Annotated in this window: 12 protein-coding genes; 6 read left to right on the top strand and 6 right to left on the bottom strand. The window is 48.1% G+C overall.

The features are described from left to right. Positions 1 to 277: 277 nt before the first annotated feature. Positions 278 to 1,477, top strand: coding sequence for a SpoIIE family protein phosphatase (locus tag F4X88_10500; protein ID MYA56715.1), 1,200 nt, complete (start codon positions 278 to 280; stop codon positions 1,475 to 1,477). 201 nt (positions 1,478 to 1,678) lie between these two features. Here F4X88_10500 and F4X88_10495 read toward each other — a convergent pair whose 3' ends face one another. Continuing rightward, a complete protein-coding gene (locus F4X88_10495; GenBank protein ID MYA56714.1) occupies positions 1,679 to 2,875 on the bottom strand; it encodes a hypothetical protein in 1,197 nt (398 codons plus the stop codon). Positions 2,876 to 2,974: 99 nt separating this feature from the next. On the opposite strand from F4X88_10495, the gene F4X88_10490 reads away from it, so the two are divergent. After that, positions 2,975 to 4,597 (top strand): O-antigen ligase family protein, encoded by a 1,623-nt coding sequence (locus F4X88_10490; protein MYA56713.1) that lies wholly within the window; start codon positions 2,975 to 2,977, stop codon positions 4,595 to 4,597. After that, a complete protein-coding gene (locus F4X88_10485) occupies positions 4,575 to 5,519 on the top strand; it encodes a hypothetical protein (GenBank protein ID MYA56712.1) in 945 nt (314 codons plus the stop codon). The genes F4X88_10490 and F4X88_10485 overlap by 23 nt, the downstream gene beginning before the upstream one ends. Positions 5,520 to 5,850: 331 nt before the next feature. Here F4X88_10485 and F4X88_10480 read toward each other — a convergent pair whose 3' ends face one another. Both F4X88_10480 and F4X88_10475 read right to left on the bottom strand, forming a co-directional pair. Then, positions 5,851 to 6,423 carry a class IV adenylate cyclase gene (locus F4X88_10480; protein ID MYA56711.1) on the bottom strand — a complete coding sequence of 191 codons (573 nt, stop codon included), beginning with the start codon at positions 6,421 to 6,423 and terminating at the stop codon, positions 5,851 to 5,853. Continuing rightward, a complete protein-coding gene (locus F4X88_10475) occupies positions 6,398 to 6,997 on the bottom strand; it encodes a hypothetical protein (GenBank protein MYA56710.1) in 600 nt (199 codons plus the stop codon). Before F4X88_10475 ends, F4X88_10480 begins: the two co-directional genes overlap by 26 nt. A gap of 219 nt (positions 6,998 to 7,216) precedes the next feature. Here F4X88_10475 and F4X88_10470 point away from each other — a divergent pair, with 219 nt between their 5' ends. The 3 genes from F4X88_10470 to F4X88_10460 all read left to right on the top strand — a co-directional run bounded on the left by F4X88_10470 (position 7,217) and on the right by F4X88_10460 (position 12,531). Further along, entirely contained in the window at positions 7,217 to 8,266 is a 1,050-nt protein-coding gene (locus tag F4X88_10470) for an isochorismatase (protein MYA56709.1), read from the top strand. Continuing rightward, positions 8,214 to 9,587: a nucleoside permease gene (locus F4X88_10465; GenBank protein MYA56708.1), complete on the top strand. Its 1,374-nt coding sequence runs from the start codon at positions 8,214 to 8,216 to the stop codon at positions 9,585 to 9,587. The genes F4X88_10470 and F4X88_10465 overlap by 53 nt, the downstream gene beginning before the upstream one ends. Positions 9,588 to 9,756: 169 nt before the next feature. Then, a complete protein-coding gene (locus F4X88_10460) occupies positions 9,757 to 12,531 on the top strand; it encodes a VWA domain-containing protein (protein MYA56707.1) in 2,775 nt (924 codons plus the stop codon). A gap of 8 nt (positions 12,532 to 12,539) precedes the next feature. Here the strand turns inward: F4X88_10460 and F4X88_10455 are convergent, their stop codons facing one another. The 3 genes from F4X88_10455 to F4X88_10445 all read right to left on the bottom strand — a co-directional run bounded on the left by F4X88_10455 (position 12,540) and on the right by F4X88_10445 (position 14,773). Beyond that, positions 12,540 to 13,280, bottom strand: coding sequence for a cytosolic protein (locus F4X88_10455; protein ID MYA56706.1), 741 nt, complete (start codon positions 13,278 to 13,280; stop codon positions 12,540 to 12,542). After that, positions 13,249 to 14,118, bottom strand: coding sequence for a site-specific DNA-methyltransferase (locus F4X88_10450; GenBank protein ID MYA56705.1), 870 nt, complete (start codon positions 14,116 to 14,118; stop codon positions 13,249 to 13,251). The genes F4X88_10455 and F4X88_10450 overlap by 32 nt, the downstream gene beginning before the upstream one ends. A 301-nt stretch (positions 14,119 to 14,419) precedes the next feature. Next, entirely contained in the window at positions 14,420 to 14,773 is a 354-nt protein-coding gene (locus F4X88_10445; GenBank protein MYA56704.1) for an STAS domain-containing protein, read from the bottom strand. Positions 14,774 to 15,174 lie beyond the last annotated feature (401 nt).

The following is a 15,174-nucleotide window of genomic DNA, read 5'->3' as shown; positions in this document are numbered from 1 at the left end:
CAACGCTGAATGCGCGTGTGGCATTCAGCGGGGTGTTTCTGCGTATTGTTGCGGGCTACGGTTTTGGTTTAATGTTCATTTTCCACCAAGAGCCCGCTTGTAATGGCATGGAGAGCGGTCCAGAGGCACATAAATTAAAAGCCTTGCATTGTTCTCAACTTATATTTGTGAATTTCGTCTAATCTTTCGGTAAATCACCCAAAACGCAGTTTACAGGTTTCCAACATCTTATTAAAAATAACACATTTTCTATAAAAAGTCAAAGGCTGAATAGATAATGCTACCAGAAGCAGAGAAGTTACAGTTTTTACAAAAGACGGAACTTTTTGCAGAACTCCCACAAACCGAATTAAAAGCGATCTGTCATATTGCCAACGAAGTCGCGTATCCAGCCTATTCAACGCTCTTTGAGGAGGGAGATGAAGGCGATTCGCTTTACTTATTGGTGGAGGGTGAAGTCAGTATCATCAAGGCAGGAACAGAAGTCTTGTTCTTCAATGAAAAGGGGTACTGCCTCGGAGAAATCGCCCTGATTGACAATAAACCGCGGAGTGCTACAGTTAAAACAGTAAAACCCACACAATTTCTGCGGATCACGAGAAGCGATTTTTACAACGCTATGGCACGAGAACCGCGAATTGGGAGTGGGATGTTCCGGGTCTTGAATGAGAAAATCCGACGCGACCTTGAGATCCAGATGAGTGCTATCCGTAAGGAGGTGGCGCAGGAAGAATCAATGCGGCTTGCCGCTGAAGTTCAAAAATCTCTCCTCCCAAATAAAGAAATAGCGCAACGCCACGTCAGTTCCTCCGGATATTGCCGACCCGCGAATAGCGTCGGCGGTGATTATTACGACTATATGGAACTCCGGGACAATAGCGTCGCCATTTTTCTCGGTGATGTCATGGGGCACGGCTATCATTCGGCGATGGTTGCTGCAATGACAAAAAGCTGCTTGCAAACACAGCTCCGTTTCGATGCTTCTGTGCCGGAAGTCATGAAAGCCATTACCCGTGTCACAGAAGAAGATGCCCAGGCTTTTATCTACATGACCTGCTGTTATCTTATCATTCACCCCGATAATCGGTTGGAGTTCGCCAATGCCGGGCACCCGCAGATGCTCCTCTATCGTGCTGAACAGAACGGCATCAAGCGTGACGATACGGATCTCATTGAGTTAGAATCCTCTTTTCTCCCGGTCGGTATTTCAATGTCCGACACCCCGACGCAATACTACAGTTCTGAAGTAGAGTGGTATCCGGGGGATCTGTTGGTCCTTTATTCAGATGGGATCACAGAAGCATTCAATCCTAACGCCGAAATGTATGGATTCGACAGGTTCACAGAACTCATTTCGCAAAAACGACATCTGTCCCCTGAAGAGATAAAGACAGAGATTCTGTCCGACCTGCAGGCACATCAACAGGACGAAAGTGCCAATGATGACATTACGTTGGTCGTCGTGAAGTTTTTGTAAGAGTCAGGATTTACGCAGTTCCTCTTAAAGTCCCCCTGATAAGGGGGATTTAGGGGGTTAAATCCCTGAGATAACACCTTTTTTCGTAAAATATCTCGCTTTTTTGCTCAATTTGCGTAAGTCCTGAGGGATCAGTTAAAAGAGGCTTTTGTTAAGCGACCACCTCTTCACTGAAAACCGAACTGACTGCTGACAACTATTCTACTTGAGTTGGCTGACGGCATAATGTATGATATTTTCCATGAGTGCTTTGTTCAAGGAAGTGGTATATTGGCTATCGTTACGAAGGCTGGTGATAATGTATAATCCCTTGCCATACCGTCTCGCTCCAACAACGAGTTCCTGAGTGTCCTCGGTCGTCGCAAAAATTTCATCGCGTCGGTGCCAGTCTACCCATGCGTCATCAACAAGGATTTTGCCGGACTCAATTTTGTTGGGAGTGGAGAAAAGGGAGGTGCCTTTTTCAGTAACAGCGAAATGTTGGGTGGGTGGGCTTTCAACGCCTTTCAACTTACCTTGCAGCCACCCGATACCGCACGGTTTCTCAGCACTGCTATCCTGTCCCGTAACGACGACAATACCACCCTTTTTCACAAAGGCTTTAATCTTCTTTTCTACTTCACTCGAAAGGAGGTAGTGTCCGTAACTCGAAATCTCCTCGTATCCGATCCACAGAATGTCGGCTTTTTCTAATTGCGGTAACGCATGTGCTCTGGTGGATTCATGCACCAAGGCACGTTTGCCGACTTTTTTGACGGCACGCAGTGCCATATATTCATACGTTGCTGTATTCGTATAGACGGGGCTTTGACTCCATGTTGTATCTGTGCTATTTCCTGTGAGTACCAGAACTTTGATGGCATCTTTCGGGGCGGCAACCCACATTTTACCGGCTAACATGTCGAGAACAATCGCTTGGAATGCTTTTGTCTTGCCATCAAAAGTCCGTGACATCATCGGGTCGATGTGCGTAAAGGTCCACCAAGCGCCACTGTATCCACCGCGATAGGCACGCATCTGAAACCACGTATTGTCAATGAAGCACATACTGTCTATGCCATAATGTTCACGATAGAAAACAATGATAGGCATGCCCGCTTTGAGGAGTCTTACCATCTTCTCCGGCGAGGTGCCTCGTTTGTAATGTCCCGTGGCGAAGTTCATCTTGATTTCCTTGAGTTCGCTTTTCCCTTTGACGTCTTTTTTCACAGTAACAACGCCTCGTAAACGTTTCTGGTCAACACTCTTTACTTCGCCAAAGACGATGTTCGTACAAGCATCAAGGACTTCACGAATGGTATACTCGCGCTCAATAAAAGCCGGTGCCGTTGGCGCGAAAAGTAATCCGATAAAACAGAACCCTAACCCTAAAGCAATGAGGTTATATGTAAAGCGCATAATGGAATCCCCTTCTATATCTGCCAGATTTTCTAAGTAACAAGTATTGTATTACATCTCTATTGAATTTTCAACCATTTTCTGCCTCGTTCACAAGTTATGCCAGGATTGAAACGCTCTCTTTTCGTGCAGCGCGCGCGCCAAAACTTTCAGTTAAAAGACACACGATTCACATCAGCACAAATCTGTGATGCCGCTACTTACATCGGATTTCTGATCTTTGTTCTTGCCCTACCGTTCGGTTATTCGACAGCATTCCTCAACATCGGACTTTCGTTTGTACTGTTTGGATGGGTAGGACGCATCATTGTAGGGACGCGGTCACCTCGTTCCTACAATTGGCAGCGCACGCCGCTTGACATTCCCATCTTGCTGTTTCTCGGATTGGGGGTGATAGCCTCACTGCTTGCGCCACATCCGGCTACCAGTAGCCTCGGCTATTTTTGGAAACATCTCCGGGCAATCCTGCTCTTTTATGCGGTTATTCACAGTCGATTGGGCACTCGATGGCGACATATTGTCATCGCTTTCATCGTCGCTGCGGGGCTCTCCTCCGCCCTCGGACTCTATTATTACGCAAACGATACGCGCTTGGCAATGGATTTCATGGGGAGAATTGGGTTACAATTTCAGGAGGAACTCGCTGCGGGTGAAGGCACAAATTTACAAATGTCGGATGAATTACGCGCCGAATTGCGAAATTGCAATGTACCGCTCTCTCAAACCGCAACGTTTGTAACGCCAAAGCAACCCGACGAATGGCGTATCGATGACCCCGCGCGAAACAGACGCTATACCGTCCGTAAGGGTGAAACGCATCTGATGGTGTATATGATCGAGCAACGGCTCACCGGAACCTTCAAGATGCCGAATGACTTGGGGGCATATCTCGCCCTCACACTCCCTTATGTTATGGGCTACTTTGTAGCCGGCTGCAGCTGTCTCATTTTCCACGCAGGACGGACGGAAGCACATGGAAAATCACAACGTTTCTCGATTGGCGTGATCGTGGGAGTCGGTGTGGTTTTAGCACTGATGGGAGCAAATTTGGCGTTGACGCTGACGCGCGCAGCATGGGTGAGCGTCGCCGTTGCAGTCGTTTGTATCGGAGGCTATTGTGGTGTAAAGACTTTATTTAAGCGTGTTTCGTGGAAGAGAAGCCTGCTGGGGGTGACGTTTATAAGTGTTGTGTTTTGTGTGTTGATCGTGAATGGGAAAATAATAGGTGTCGTTCCTCGACATATCAAGGAACGCATCGAAACGATGATCGTACACCCCGCGGGTTTCATGGGTGAACGTCCACAATGGTGGCGCACCTCGCTTGAACTGATTCAAAAATACCCGCTTACTGGCATCGGGCTGGGTAGGTTTCGCTATGAGTATCAACACAACGGACCGGAGGAGCAGTACTATATACCCTATCACGCCCACAATATCTACCTACATATCGCCACAGAGCAAGGCATCCCATCGCTTTTTCTGTTCTTGTGGATGCTGACAATTATGTGTCAGCAGGTTTTTCTTATGCGAAAGACCAACGATTTTTGGCAGCTTGGAACCTTCATCGGGGCAAGGGGTTTCCTAATCTCTGCGCTTGTTTACGGACTTGCAGATAATATTCTACATCAACGCACAGTGTTGCTTTTCTATTTTATACTTGGCATAATTTTTTACACACAACTCTCTCAGGACAAAAAACATGAAACCTCGGAACCCGATTAATATATCATCTGTAACGACCTATCCGCTGCAGAACCGTATCAACAAGGTCTCTGTCCGTGATTTCGCGACACCACCGGAAGTAGAGATAGACCTGTCCCAATTTCTATCGAGTCTGCCGAACATCCTCAAGGGGCAGGAATTCTTGGCGCTCGTTGACGATATTGTTGCTGCCCATCGGAACAAGAAACCGATCCTCGTGATGATGGGCGGGCATGTCATCAAATGCGGATTGAGTCCATTCTTAATTGACTTAGCAAAACGTGGTGTGGTTACTGGGTTCGCATTTAACGGCGCAAGTAGCATTCACGATTTCGAGATAGCGCTTATCGGAGAGACCTCAGAGGATGTCGCCGCCTATCTCCAAGATGGGCGGTTCGGGATGTGGGAGGAAACTGGACGCTTGATGAACACAGCGACGCAGCACGCCGCAGATACAGGGATCGGGATGGGTGAAGCACTCGGTGGGCAACTCGTTGAGCGGGACGCGCCCTATAACGCATATAGCCTGCTTGCTGCCGGCATCCAATACGATGTTCCAATCACGGTGCATGTCGCTATCGGCACGGATATTATCCATCAGCATCCGTCTGCGAACGGTGCCGCTATCGGCGCAGCGAGTTTCACCGATTTCCGACTCCTAACGACGTTAGTGACGGATCTGGAAGGGGGTGGCGTTGTGCTGAATTTGGGGTCGGCGGTCATATTGCCTGAGGTGTTTCTGAAGGCATTGACGATCGCTCGGAATTTAGGACATACCGTGTCCGAGTTTACCGCTGCCAATTTCGACATGAATCAACAATACCGTCCGGTAGAGAATGTCGTCAAACGTCCAACAGAGATGGGAGGTAAAGGGTATACATTCACAGGACATCATGAGCTGATGATTCCGCTTTTGACGCAAGCAGTTTTGTCTCGCTTGTAGATGGTGTGGTGTGTTTGTATTCCTGAAGTTCTATTAAAAAGAAAAAGCGTGCTATTGAAGCACGCGCCTCAGGATACGCATAAAATTGGCGTTATGCTACAGAAACGGCGATGGACTATTCCCCATTTGAAAAACGCATCAGGGAACCATTTCTGAGTCTTGATGTTCTTTTCATCTCCACCAACGATGCCTGTAGAGCCCGCAATTTCGGCAGGGACGGGATGTGCAAATAGATCCGCAAGAGTTTACCCCGCCTGATGCTATCTATGTGCTCACAATCTTCCAAGATCTCCTGATATATCGAATGATGCATCTTCAATTCCCCTAATCTTTATTTTTCTATAACGAGATCGCTGTAAGAAACCGCAATCGGATCCACAGCATCCAAATGAAGAACAGTTTTAATGTGTTGATGCTCCCGTATCGCCTCGGCTTCGGTCTGCCCCCGAAACACTGTCTCCAATTCGACAAATCGCCCCAAATCAGCAACTGTATCGAGATGGATGCGGGTATGGTTGAACATCCAGATGTCCCGTTGTTTTTTTACAATTGTTTTAACGCCAAGTGCAACAGTTAGCAGGCTTTTGAGGGACCCCGGATCCGCAATTTCGCTGAGTTGGTATTGACTGTAGCGGGAGCCGTCTTGGTTTGGACGTTCATAATAAATGAGCCACCCCTCAGACAACCCCTTCGCTTCGCGCAATTTAAGCCGCGGTTCACAGGTTTCTGATGTTGAAGCGTCTTTTACGTGCTTTATATGAAAATACGTATCAATTTGGTGGACGGTTTCATGATGTATCGCATTTAAGTCAGATAGTTTTGGATAGAGTCCGTCAAGCGACTGAAACTGCCCTTTAAATTCTAAATTTTTTGCCATGTCATTCAATTTCTCCGAAATCTTCATCGGATTGGAAACTATCGACACACGATCGATTGCAACGCTCTCCGTGTGCTAACAACCAGCAGACGCGATGCTTCAATTTAAGCGAGCTGATGAGACAGGTACGCAACTGCTCCGGGTCAAAATCGCGCCCTACCAAGAAACTGTAACTCCCCCACCGCATGGCTTCTCTGCCTCTACCGTTATGCGGAACAATCGTAATGATCTTGACGTAGGGCTGATATCTCTTAACATATTCAAACAATCGCGACCGCGAACGACGGGTACAATCGGCAATTATCATACGATATTTATGTAATTTCAGCAAACCGATGGCTTCCGAGGTCCGTTCTGGAAGATCGCACCCGTAGCCTTCGGAATGGAGCAGGTTTCTCACCTTATCGTGTAAATCGCCATCGCGTGAAACGAGCATCACATCGCCTTCCAATTCAGAGATGCTGAAGTCCTCCTGAATGTCAAGCGGAATGAGTGCCTCGTCCACCTGTCGGTCGAGGCTTCGCCGCGCTCGCCGCATTCGACCCTCTACGCGATCAATTCTTTCATCTAAGTCTGGGAGTGGCTTAAAAAATTTTCTCATCACTTTTAATTTTAGCGCACTTTATGCCATATATCAAGGAATTTTTGTTGATAAAAACTGCGGGATCCTCTAAAATCTCAATAACAGTTGTCAGTTATCGGCAGGCAGTCTTTCTTCTTCACCAAAGATCACAAGCCTGAAACGTAGTGGAAGGCGACGCTATGGAAATAACGATCAATGTGCAAACCGACCTCATTAAACCGCAAGGAAAATTAAAAAGTGTCTACACCACAACTGCCCGTTCCTTCACATTTCGATGTCGGTCAGGTGAGCCAAGTCTGGCGGATTCCGTATCAAGAACGCCAACACGAGGCGCAGGCATGGGCCCAGGAACATACAATCCAGCCTGCCTTCGAGGATACGCTTCGGACGTGTTTGCTGCTCGTTGATGTCCAAAACACGTTCTGTATCCCCGATTTTGAACTCTTCGTCGGCGGTAGATCCGGAAACGGCGCGGTAGCGGACAATATCCGTTTGTGTCAGTTTATCTACCGTAATCTCTCACATATTACCAACATCGCTTGCACGCTGGACACGCATACGGCGATGCAGATATTCCACGAAATCTTCTGGATCAACGACGCTGGGGAGCATCCAGCACCCCTACAGACGCTAATTACACAGGCTGATATTGAAGCAGGCAAATGGCGTGTCAACCCCGCTGTTGTCGGTAGCGTCCGTCTCCCATCCAACGTCCCAGAATCCAATCCATACGCATGGCTCAAGGCGTATGGTGAACACTATGTCAAAACCCTTACCGCTGATGGGAAATATCCACTCGCGATATGGCCCTACCATGCAATGCTCGGAGGGATTGGGCACGCGGTTGTCTCTGCAGTTGACGAAGCCTGCTTTTTCCACGCCATCGCTCGCAAGACGCAGATACATTATGAGATCAAAGGGCAGAATCCATTGACTGAAAACTATTCCGTCTTGCGTCCGGAAGTCCTAGACGATCCTGATGGAATACCGATTGACCGAAAAAATAGTGCCTTTCTTCAAACACTTCTCGGATACGACCGCGTAATTATCGCTGGACAGGCAAAAAGCCACTGTGTCGCTTGGACCGTTAGCGATCTGCTGACAGAAATTCAGCAAACGGATACGGAATTAGCCAAGAAAATCTATCTGGTAGATGACCTGACTTCACCCGTTGTTGTGCCTGGGATAGTGGACTACACAGAACCTGCAGACGAAGTTTTCGCCAAGGTTTCAGATGCCGGAATGCACGTGGTGCAGTCAACTGAACCGGTCGAGCGTTGGACTTAGACAAACAGTCGCGAGGCACCGCGCGCGACGCCAAAACAAAATATGGAGGAGATCCGCTATGGGGAATGGACAGACACAATTGGGAACCTTCGCGCGATTGTCAGGGATGATGTTTCTGCAGTTCGCGATATGGGGCGCATGGGCTGTGCTCATTGCTGGGCACATGCAAAATCTTGGGTTCTCCGGTAAACAGATTAGCTACGTCTTCGGAACGACTGCTATCGGTTCGATAATTTCTCCAATCATCGCAGGGTGGGTCGCCGATCGACTCATGCCGGCGCAAGTCTTTGCCGCAATTTCGCACCTCCTTGGCGGTGTCTGCTTGCTTTTCGCATGGAAACAGACGAGTTTCCCGATGATGTGGGGCGCAATTTTCCTGCACGCCGTTCTCTATATGCCAACGATCGCGCTGACAAACGCCATCGCTTTCCACCACATGGGACAGTCGGATAAGTTCGGAAACATACGCGTCTTCGGTACCCTCGGCTGGATCGCGATTAATTGGATATTGAGTCTATATCTCCGATTCTGGGAAGGACAAGAGACAACCCTGCCGCACGTTGGGGATTGCCTTCTCTTTGGAGCCGTCCTGTCGTTTATTATGGGTGCCTACTGCCTGACGCTGCCGAATACGCCACCCAGCAAGGAGGCAAAAAATCCTTACGCCTTCCTTGAAGCGTTCTCCCTTGTGTCAAACCGAAACTTCGCCGTGCTACTGATTATCTCCTTCGTCGTTGCGATTGAACTCCCCTTCTATTACAACCTGACGTATCTGTTTCTAACCGAGGCAGAACACGGGATCGGGTTAGCAAATAGTACTGCCAATTTAGCGATGAGTCTCGGTCAAGTCGCTGAGGTCCTGCTGATGCTCCTCCTATTTCCGTGTCTGCGCCGGTTTGGTATGCGGTTTACTATCTTTCTCGGTATCCTCGCGTGGCCCGTTCGATACGCCATCTTCGCTATCGGTCAACCCGTATGGTTGGTCGTGGGGGCGCAAGCATTACACGGTATCTGTTACTCGTTCTTCTTTGTGGGGGGAATGATCGCTGTCGAACGGCTAAGTCCACAAGATATCCGTGCGAGTTCTCAATCCCTGCTCCTCTTTGTCACGAACGGATTCGGAATGTTAGTAGGGCACATTGTCAGCGGACGTGTACATGACTTCTTCGCTTATGCAGAAGGTGGACACGCGTGGGCGAAAATCTTTATGGTGCCAATTGTTGTAACAGTTCTCGCTGCAATCGTTTTCATCCTGTTATTCAACGAACAGAAATATCAGTCGGATGCAGATGCAATCGAACAAGACCCTGCGGGCACATAATGGTTCTCGGATTTCGGTTATCAGTATGTGGCAGCTGCAAAGATTTTATATTCCACGATGGTTTCTGGTAAAGTTAGTGACCCTTCATAACCTAATGTAGGTTCTCTACTTAGGTGGAAACCACTGCGAAACGTAGTGGAGCAGTGACCAGATTCCCATAGTTAAAAAAATGTTTGATGTCCGAGCACCCCTCTTCCTAATTCTACTCGTTGCGATGCCTGTGCTAATCTTTGTGCAGCGACGCGCACACCTCAGCACAGTAAAGTGGCGAAAGCGTGTAACCTTCTTTCTTAGGGGGGGCGCCCTGCTATGTGCAATCCTCGCCTTAGCCAATCTGCACCGGACCCACAAGGAGCAACGTCTCGCTGTCGTTTTCCTAATCGACACTTCCGAAAGCATCCAGGCCACACAGTCCGAGGCGGTATCCAAACAGATAGATGCCACTGTCGCGAAATTGAAACCTACCGATACATTCGGCATTATCAGTTTCGCAAGGGAAGCCCGGGTTCTGTTAGAGATGCGTCAGAAGCAAAATCAACCAACGGAAATCGCGGCTATAGCGTCTTTGGAAACCCTCACAGAACAGACGATCCGACGAGATGGCACGGATGTGCTTACCGCACTCAAGCGGGCAATTGCTTTATTACCGGACGGCTACCATCGACGGATAGTCCTATTTAGTGATGGAATCCACAACGTTGGGGGAACATCTCTCAAAGATTATCTGCCGTTGTTCTCGGCAAGCCACGTTGAGCTATTAACAGTTCCGCTCGATACTGTCAACGATGCAGTCCGAGTCGTGCAGCTGCAGGTGCCGTCTCAGGTTCGCAAAGGGCAAAGTTTTGAGATTGGGGCAGTGATCGAAACCGATGGAAGTCTTCCCACATTAACTGCCACGCTTCATCACAATGGCAGGCCGATGGATGCCTTTGAATGGACATTGTCCAGTGGTATACATTCCGTTTCCTTAACCTCTGAACCTGAAAAGTTTTTAGAAGAGGGAAATCATCGGTACACACTGAAGTTGAACGTAGCCGATGAAGTCCTCGAAAATAATCAAGGGCATGGCGTTGTAACAATCCAGGATAAACCACACGCCTTATACGTAGAGGGGGATCCGGCACACGCTGCGGTTTCTAACCGCACTGGACATAGTGCTAACCTGGAAACCGTCCTTGAAGAGAACGGCCTCATCGTCGAGACAATATCCCCTACGGAGCTACCAGTAGAATTGGTGGAACTCCAGCGCAGCCATGTCCTGATTCTGAGCAACGTTTCTGTAGAAAGGTTTTCAAGTGAGCAGTTACAGAGTATCGAAAATTACGTCAGAGACCTCGGACACGGCTTCATCGTTATCGGGGGTGAACGCGCATACGGGCCCGGGGGTTATACCGATACGGCGTTAGAGCGTATACTCCCTGTGGAGATGACACCGCGTGAACGTAAGGACGCTGTCGCAATTGTCTTTGTGCTCGATACATCCGGAAGTATGGCGAACTACGTCGAAGCGCGACAGAAAATTGGACTCGCCATTGAAGGGATTCGCGCCGGTATCCGTAATCTCGATGCGGAAGATGAGGCGGGTATTCTCGGTTTCAACGTGGCTGTTCATACCATCTCCGATCTTACATCTGATCACGATATGCTCCGCCAAACCGTGAGTCGCTTGAAACCCACAGGCGGCACCACGAAGATGAAAGATGCCACGAAACACGCTTATGAGATGCTCAAAGCAAATGACGCGAAACGGAAGCACATCGTTCTCTTATCGGACGGTAAATCTGATGGTGATACGTCTGCTTTTCTTGACTTAGCCGAACAGATTGCTGAAGCACAGATCGGTATCACAACGATTGCCGTAGGTGATGCGAACAAAGAACTCCTCACGCAGTTCGCGGAGAAGGGGGGTGGGCGTGCTGTCTTTGTGGAAAATATTCAGCAATTGCCAGCGATTTTAACGGAAGCCGTCCGAGAGACGCAGCGTTACATCGTCCAAGAACCCTTTCAACCCGTTATTAAGGCGACAAATGAATCAATTGTAGCAGGTATCGGCATGCCACCACGGCTTCATGGGTATGTTGCGACGAGTGAAAAGGAGACTGCACAGGTGTTCATCCAGTCGCATAAGGACGAACCGATCCTTGCAGGTTGGCATGTTGGTTTAGGGAAGGCGATCGCGTGGACATCGGACGCGAAACCCGCATGGGCAAAGGAGTGGATTCCGTGGCATAACTTCGGGAAATTTTGGGGACAGGTTATCAATTGGACGCTACCCGCAGCAGACACAGGCACTGATTTCGATCTCAGAGTATCCATGCACCAAGGCGTGGCGGAGGTTAACATTAATACCCGAAGCCCATCAGAAGCGTCTTACAAGGTCCATGTCGTGGGTCCAGATCGCACAAATCAGCGTGTTGACATCCAACAGATTACACCGACACGTTATAGCGGCACATTTCAGACGCAGGACCGTGGTGCTTATATTGTCACTGCGAAACGTGAGGGCGATGCGCGTAGAAGTGTCGAAACCTTGTCGCTCCCTTATCCGGCAGAATACGCCGAGTTTCAGGTCGATACCGCCTCGCTAAGAATGCTCGCCGCTGGCACCGCTGGTATTTATGAACCGACACCTACACAGATAACAGCACCCGCTGGAACACCAATCGAAAGTCAGGCTTCACTTGCCCAAGCACTGCTGGTTATCGCCGCCATTCTGTTCGTGTTAGAGATGATCCTCCGCCGTTTCAGCATAACAAATCGGTATCTCACAGCGTTTCTCACTCGGTTCCACAGAAAGCCAGATGATCTCGTAGGGGCGGGGTTACCCCACCCACCAGCAGCGGCGATGCCTTCAACCGAACGTGATACAGAAAACACAGCCCCTCTACAGCCAACAGAAACTTCGATGACGCGATTATTAGCCGCAAAAAGACGGGCACGTTGATTTAGTTTTCAAGATGTGGTCTCTGCTGAATTAAATTTGACGATTTCTTCCCAAAGCATGTTCCCCTCAGCATCGCAAAATTTTCCCATGAATTCAGCGGTGAACCTGTTGATGACTTTATCATACTCTTCACTAAACTGTTCATTTTTCACTTTCGCTTGATGTCCTAACGGTTCAATTATGTCAGTGTAGAGGTTATCATCGCCTGAAATAAATTCCCAAAATTTTTGTCCGCACAACTTCAAATAGTCACCCTTATCCGGTGTTCCATCCCTTCCATAACAGCATCCATTGACAGCCACAACATTCGTTGATGATGTATTCGTTTTAAGGATTCGTTTCGCTTTCCTGAAGTTGTCCCGCAGTTTTGCGACTTGACTGCTATTGCCCCAATTGGGTCCAGATTTGATTGATACAATATATCTTATATTATCTTTTTCAAATTCCAAATCAATTCCTTCAGCTGAAGACTTTTGGCCACCATAGACCTGGGCACAGATAAAAATCGCAAGCTCCTCCAGAAACCCGCCAAAGATACCTTCTTCTTGTGAAGACAAAAAAGCGTCTAAAATAGTCCTTATAAATTCTGGTGCTGTGTTAATGTTTTTCGCTTTGAATAGATAGGGATTTTTACGCTTGACGACATTCAGCATCTTCAATTTTTGAAGGCTATCTAACCTTTTTTGGTGAAAAATTTGAATGTTCGCCTCAACATAATCAGTGATCTCTTGTTGTGTAATGGGTTTCATATTGAGTCTCTTCAAATAAAAGACGTTGTGGTGAGTTGATATTCTCTTTCGCTAATTGATAATACTGCGGCAAGATTTCAATGCCAGCGGAATTTCTCAACAACGTTTGAGCGACTTGACACGTCGTGCCAGCACCAGCAAACGGATCCAGCACCCGATCATGTTCTTTCGTAAACAGTTTGATAAACCATTCAGGCAGTGCCTTGGGAAAAACGGCACTGTGCTTCCGATTTCCCGTTTCTGTGGCTAAGTGCAAGACATTCGTCGGATACGCCATTTTTCGATCTAACCAATTGGAAACATTCTTACCAAACCCGCTCCCTACTTTTGATGTATCTCGACTCTGATCCGCCTCGCTGAGATTTTTTAACCTTTTTTCCGCCCAATCTCCCATCGGCACCATAACTTCCTCTTGGTACATATTGAACTTTTTGCTTTTATTAAACTGCAAACATCTTTCCCAGGCATCCCGAAATCGGTTCGGCCATTTGCCCGGATAGCAGTTCTTCTTGTGCCAGACGAACTCCTCTGTCCACAACCAGCCCTGCTTTCTCATCTCAAGTATCAACTCAATGACATACGTATGCCGTTCTCCGCCGATTGCGTTTTCTTTGATGTTCAGGATGAACGTGCCAGAGGGCTTGAGGACTCTCAGGAATTCTTCCGCACGCGGCATAAACCAATGAACATATTCATCGGGGCTAATTCCGCCGTATGTTTTGGATCGCCGATCCGCATACGGTGGGGAAGTCATAATTAGGTCGAATGAGTCGGTCTCAAAATCGGCGAGTACCTCTAAGCAATCTCCAAGATAAAGATCTGTTTTTATTTCTGTCATTCAATCATCTGCCTTTATATAGAAGAGTTACCAAGATGATACCATACTTACAAGAAAAAAATCAAGTATAGGACTTACGCATTTTCTCTTAAAGTCCCCTGATAAGGGGGATTGAGGGGGTTAAATCACGGAAATAACGCCTTTTTCGGTGACAGTTACCGCTTTTTTATGCAACTTGCGTAAGGCCTGAAGTAAAAAGGTGGGAGCGGGCAGAGCCATTCAATTCTCTGGGAGGAGGGAACTCCGATTCCCGAATCCTCAAATTGAATGGCTCCGTCTGATTAGGAAAATAACACTCAACTCAATGCCATGTATACGCTGAAAGCGAGGCAACTGCCGCATCTTCATCCTCAAAATGCTCGAAGAGATAAATCAGCCGACTCCGGACGACCAGATTTCTGATGTTCCTTCCAACGTTAATGATACCGATACGTCCGTGATTCCGCCTCGCCTCAATATACGCACTGACTAACGCCCCGAGACCGGAGCTGTCGATCTTGTGAACGTGCGCGAAATTAATCAGAACACACGCCGCATCCGTCGCATTCACTCGCGAAATGAGTTCCGCTTGTAAATCTGATGCTGCGGTTCCTAAAATATTTCCAGGGGGTTCCACGATCGGAATTCCGCCTTTCATCTGTAGTAAAGTTGTCATGAGTTTCTCCTTTAATCGAAATCATCTCATAGCCTGCCACTCTGTAAGCCTAAAGATTCGGATTTGGATCCCCGCGAGCTCTTTTGCGAGGGTACCGACCCAACTGGTCTGATGACACATAGACATTTTCGGCAGATGCTGCTTTTGTTGTCTAAAAACGCTTCCATTGTCTCAATATCCTTGGAAATCTCACGATAAGGGAACGCCTTTGCTGCTTCAGACAGCGTTTGCGCCTCCTGCTTAGATAGGTGTGTTTGCGCTGTTTTGGATACCTCCAGTTCCGCTGAGTTGCTCGTCTCCTGTGTAGGGTGCGGCTCTTTCTTTAGAGCCACCTGCTGTGCTACTACGTCTGGTGCTGCCAGTGTCACTGCGGTTGTGGAGCAGCCGTGCCAGCGATACAG

Source organism: Candidatus Poribacteria bacterium, from assembly GCA_009839745.1.
Taxonomy (GTDB): Bacteria; Poribacteria; WGA-4E; order WGA-4E; family WGA-3G; genus WGA-3G.
The sequence above is the reverse complement of the archived record's forward strand: the minus strand, read 5'-3'. Positions and strand labels throughout refer to the sequence as shown.